The 4,706-nt window shown below is 38.7% G+C and carries 7 protein-coding genes and 1 riboswitch; all 7 genes read right to left on the bottom strand.

The annotated features are described in order from the left end of the window. Positions 1-355 precede the first annotated feature (355 nt). Complete coding sequence (locus AC06OU_RS00980; RefSeq protein ID WP_475853472.1) at positions 356-1,159, bottom strand: MetQ/NlpA family ABC transporter substrate-binding protein; 804 nt, start codon at positions 1,157-1,159, stop codon at positions 356-358. A 13-nt stretch (positions 1,160-1,172) separates the two neighbouring features. Beyond that, on the bottom strand, positions 1,173-1,841 hold the full coding sequence (locus AC06OU_RS00985) for a methionine ABC transporter permease (protein ID WP_475853473.1): 669 nt from the start codon (positions 1,839-1,841) through the stop codon (positions 1,173-1,175). After that, positions 1,834-2,859: a methionine ABC transporter ATP-binding protein gene (locus AC06OU_RS00990; RefSeq protein WP_342567824.1), complete on the bottom strand. Its 1,026-nt coding sequence runs from the start codon at positions 2,857-2,859 to the stop codon at positions 1,834-1,836. Before AC06OU_RS00990 ends, AC06OU_RS00985 begins: the two co-directional genes overlap by 8 nt. A gap of 91 nt (positions 2,860-2,950) precedes the next feature. After that, a riboswitch (SAM riboswitch) is annotated at positions 2,951-3,055 on the bottom strand. Between the two features lie 39 nt (positions 3,056-3,094). Next, positions 3,095-3,415: a thioredoxin family protein gene (locus AC06OU_RS00995; protein ID WP_169359623.1), complete on the bottom strand. Its 321-nt coding sequence runs from the start codon at positions 3,413-3,415 to the stop codon at positions 3,095-3,097. Positions 3,416-3,425: 10 nt separating this feature from the next. Beyond that, a complete protein-coding gene (locus tag AC06OU_RS01000; protein WP_169359622.1) occupies positions 3,426-3,776 on the bottom strand; it encodes a toprim domain-containing protein in 351 nt (116 codons plus the stop codon). Between the two features lie 74 nt (positions 3,777-3,850). Further along, entirely contained in the window at positions 3,851-4,231 is a 381-nt protein-coding gene (gene gcvH, locus AC06OU_RS01005; protein WP_169359621.1) for a glycine cleavage system protein GcvH, read from the bottom strand. 73 nt (positions 4,232-4,304) lie between these two features. Continuing rightward, positions 4,305-4,667: an arsenate reductase family protein gene (locus AC06OU_RS01010; RefSeq protein WP_251556211.1), complete on the bottom strand. Its 363-nt coding sequence runs from the start codon at positions 4,665-4,667 to the stop codon at positions 4,305-4,307. Positions 4,668-4,706: the final 39 nt, after the last annotated feature.

Below are 4,706 nucleotides of genomic sequence, written 5' to 3' on the forward strand. Positions count from 1 at the left end.
CAGTTTCAACTGGTTTATGGGCTCTTTTAAACCTTTTATGGGACACTTTCCACTAGCTTATGGGCGTTTCTCACGTTTATGGGCGCTTTTATTTCATTTATGGGTCAGTTTCAACTGGTTTATGGGCTTTTTCAAACCCTTTATGGGACACTTTCCGCTAGTTTATGGGCGATTCCCACCTTTATGGGCGCTTTTCTTTCATTTATGGGTCAGTTTCAAGTGGGTTATGGGCTCTTTCAAATCATTTAAGGGACACTTTCAACTAGCTTATGGGCGACCATCAAATTTACGCACTCTTACCACCCCACAAAAAAGCAAGCACACCAGGTGCTTGCTTCAAAACTCTCATTTAAAATTATTTCACCGGAACTACTGCTCCGCCCCATTCTTCTAAGATGAAATCTTGAATTTCCTGGGATTTTAGTGCTTCTACTAGTGCTTTGATGCGCTCGTCTTTTTCGTCACCTGCGTTTACCGCTACTAGGTTTACGTATGGAGATTCTGAGTCTTCAATTGCGATTGCATCCTCTAATGGATTTAATCCAGCGTCGATTGCGTAGTTTGAGTTGATTAGTAATGCGTCGCCTTCATTGTTTTCATATAACTGAACCATTAGAGCAGCTTCGTAGTTTGGATCGAATTCTAGGTTTTTAGGGTTGTCTACAATGTCACCGATTTCTGCAGCTGTTTTGTCGACTCCCTCTGCAAGTGTGATTAGACCCTCTGCTTCTAACATTGCTAGCACACGGCCATGGTCAGCAACCGAATTACTCATTAAGATAGTTGCTCCTTCAGGAAGCTCTTCAATAGAATCATATTTTTTAGAGTAAAGACCAATCGGCTCGATATGGATACCACCAGCATTTACGAAATCATAGTCGAAATCCTTCATTTGTGATTCTAGATAAGGAGCATGTTGAAAGTAATTGGCATCTAGGTCACCAGAATCAAGGTCTTTATTTGGTAGTATATAATCTTGGTACGTCTCAATTTGTAGCTCAATGCCTTGTTCTTCTAATATAGGTACTACCTGCTCTAAAATCTCTGCGTGCGGTACGTTAGAGGCACCAACAACTAATTTGTCGCTATCCTCATCGCCACAAGCAGCAAGCGTTAATGCACTAACAGATAATAAAACCCCAGCCAATAATTTTTTCATTTTCAATCTCTCCCTATCTTTTATCAATTTTTGTAGTAATAATATCGCCAATCCATTGTAGAATAAAGACGATGATTAATATTAAAATAGTGGCAATAAATGTTACATCCTCGCGACTACGTTGGAATCCATCTTGAAATGCTAGATTTCCAAGTCCTCCAGCTCCAATAATTCCAGCCATCGCTGTATAACCAACTAGTGAAATACAGGTTACGGTAATACCAGATACTAAGGCTGGCATCGATTCTGGCAATAAAACCTTCCAAATGATTGTAGAGGTTTTAGCACCCATCGATTTAGCTGCCTCTAAAACACCCTTGTCGATTTCTCGTAATCCGATTAAAACCATACGGGCATAAAATGGAGCAGCTCCAATTACTAATGCAGGGATGGCCGCATTCGGACCACGCATCGATCCCGTCAACAACGTTGTAAATGGTATCAACAAAATGATTAAAATAATAAAAGGAATAGAACGGAAAATATTAACTACTCCACTGGTCAACCAGTTTGCTATTTTATTTGCCCATGCCTGGTGTGGACTTGTCAAAAACAATAAAAGTCCTAAAATTAGACCAAAGATTGCTGTTAGGACTGTAGAAATTGCGGTCATATAAAGGGTTTCTATAGTGGCTTCCCACATTTTAGGCCAATCAACATTTGGAAATAACGATTCAATCATTGTTGATCACCTCAGTTTTAACTTTTTGCGAGTGGATAAATTGTATGGCATCTTCCACCGCTTGTTCATTTCCATCGATTTGCAGGATTAGTGTCCCGAACGCTCCACTTTTCGTGTGAGAGATATTCCCTTGGACAATGTTTACCTCTAAATCGAACTGTTTGATTAATCTCGAAAGAATTGGTTGCTCTGTAGTATCTCCAACGAAAACGAGCTTAACTAGCTTGCCGTTTGGATAAAGCTTAACTAGGTTTTGAATGGTTTGAATCGGCTCTTTGGAATCAGAAATTTGAGAAACGAAACGCTTTGTAATAGGCTGTTGTGGCTTTTGGAATACCTCAAGCACATCTCCCTCTTCTACAACTTGCCCATTTTCCATAACTGCTACTCGGTTACAGATCTTTTGAATAACTTGCATCTCATGGGTGATTAACACAATGGTTAGTCCGAGTTTTTCATTAATGCTTACGAGCAAGTCTAAAATGGAGTCGGTTGTTTCAGGGTCAAGAGCAGATGTTGCCTCATCACAAAGCAATACCTCTGGACCATTAGCCAACGCTCTGGCAATTCCTACGCGTTGCTTTTGTCCTCCAGATAATTGTGATGGGTAAGAGTCTCCTCTTCCCTCCAATCCAACAAGGCTTAAAAGCTCTTCTACTCTAGCTTTTCTTTTTTCCTTTGGAACTCCTGCAATTTCTAATGGGAATGCTATATTTTCAGCGACTGTTCGCGACCAAAGTAAATTGAAATGCTGGAAGATCATGCTTACTTTTTGACGAAAGCTTCGAAGCTTGTCCTCATTAATAGATGTAATTTCCTGGCCGTTCACTGTAATATGACCGTCAGATGGCTTTTCTAGCCCATTCAACAATCGTATTAGCGTACTCTTGCCCGCTCCACTGTAACCAATAATCCCGAAAATTTCTCCACGCTGTATGTCCAGATTTACACTATCAACTGCAACGATTTCTCCTTGCTTGGTAATAAATCTTTTCGAAACTTCTTTTAAACTAATCAAGTAAATCTGACCACCTTTCCTAATAAAAAACCCCTTCTGCAAAAGAGCAGAAGGGGTGTATGTTATCTATTTAAAATAACGTTCATCCATTCTCTCATTTCCCAAAGCTATAGCTTTGCGTGACTTGGCACCATTTCACTTTCATGACGGTTGCCGGGCTTCAAAGGGCACTTCCCTCCACCTCTCTTAATAAGAGCGACACTATTAAATTGTGTTTTCAACATAACGAATATTATCATAGGTTTCCATCTTCGTCAATAGCCTTTATTGTTTCCAATAAGTAAGGAACTGATTGAAAAGCATAGATTTTCTTTTCCACTTTCCCATGTTTTGTAATAAGAAGACAAGGGACGCTTTCAATTTCCTGTTCTATCGCCAAATCACCTAGAAAATTAATATTTGCCTGACCAATTGGATAGGTAACCATTTCTTTAATAACATTCATCATTTTACTTGCTACCTGACACGTTCCACACATAGGCGTATAGATATAAAACAAGGTAAGTGTTGAATTGTTTTTAGCGCTATCCCATTGTTCTCTAGTCCATTCATTCATACACATCATCCTAAGGTAAAAATTCTTTTTTCACCTTAATATTAACACGTTTTAATATAGATGCCAAAACCTTCGCCGGTGTGTTTGCTACTTCGCCATACGTCGGGTTCGTATACAAATGAATTGCCTCTGGATACTCCTTCCTAACGACCGATCGAATTTGTTCCCCGGATTTGTCTGCATCTAGAAAAGCATAAATCGGCAAGCCATCATAAGGGCTTAATAGCTCCTCCAATTTTACATCGGATATCGTTCCATTAGTACATATAATTTCTGGAGATTCATCGAGAAGGCTTAATAATTGCAGCTTATCAGACCTACCCTCAACGATAATTATTTTATCACTAAATACATGTGCCATTTAGCTTCTCTCCCAACTTATCCTTTCCTTTATTATATGAAAAAAACGCCGATTATTAACCGGCGTTTTCATTATTACTCTGCTATTAATTCTTCGTACTTTTCAGGAGATAATAAGCTGTCCACTTCTGATACGTCAGAAGGCTCAACCACGATCATCCATGCATTTTCATAAGGTGATTCATTAACAAATTCGGGGCTATCTTCTAGCTCAGTATTTACTTCTACTACTTTACCACTGATAGGTGCATATAATTCTGAAACAGTTTTTACGGATTCAACGCTACCAAAAGCGTCTCCTGCCTTGATCTCATCGCCAACTTGTGGAAGTTCAACGAATACGATATCTCCAAGTTCAGATTGTGCAAAATGAGTAATTCCAATACGGACATTTCCGTCCTCATTTTTTACCCATTCATGTTCAGCTGAGTACTTAAAATCTTTAGGTACGCTCATAAATAAACCCCTCTCAAATAATTAATCCATTCTATTTAATATTCACATATTTTGATAGTAAATACAAGGTGCTTTAAGAGGTTTTCCACATGTCTTCAAACTGCTCTTCTTTAAAACCAAGCGTTAGCTTATGTCCATTATATACAAGAGGTCGTTTAATCAATTTTCCATCCGAAGCAAGTAGCTCCAACTGCTCATCCTCCGACATAGTAGGAAGCTTGTCCTTCAATTGTAATTCACGATATTTTACGCCACTAGTATTGAAGAATTTTTTCAGCTCATAATCGCCTTGTGCCACCATTTCCTTTAATAGTTCCTTTGAAGGCGGTGCGTCAACGATATGATGATTCTCAAATGGAATATCGTTATCTTTCAGCCATTTGCTTGCTTTGTTGCATGTACTACATTTTGGATATCCATAAAATTGGATTGTCATTTATATCTCACCTTTTTCTTTTTATCATAATAATATTTT

The sequence above is a fragment of the Psychrobacillus sp. genome (genome assembly GCF_056205495.1).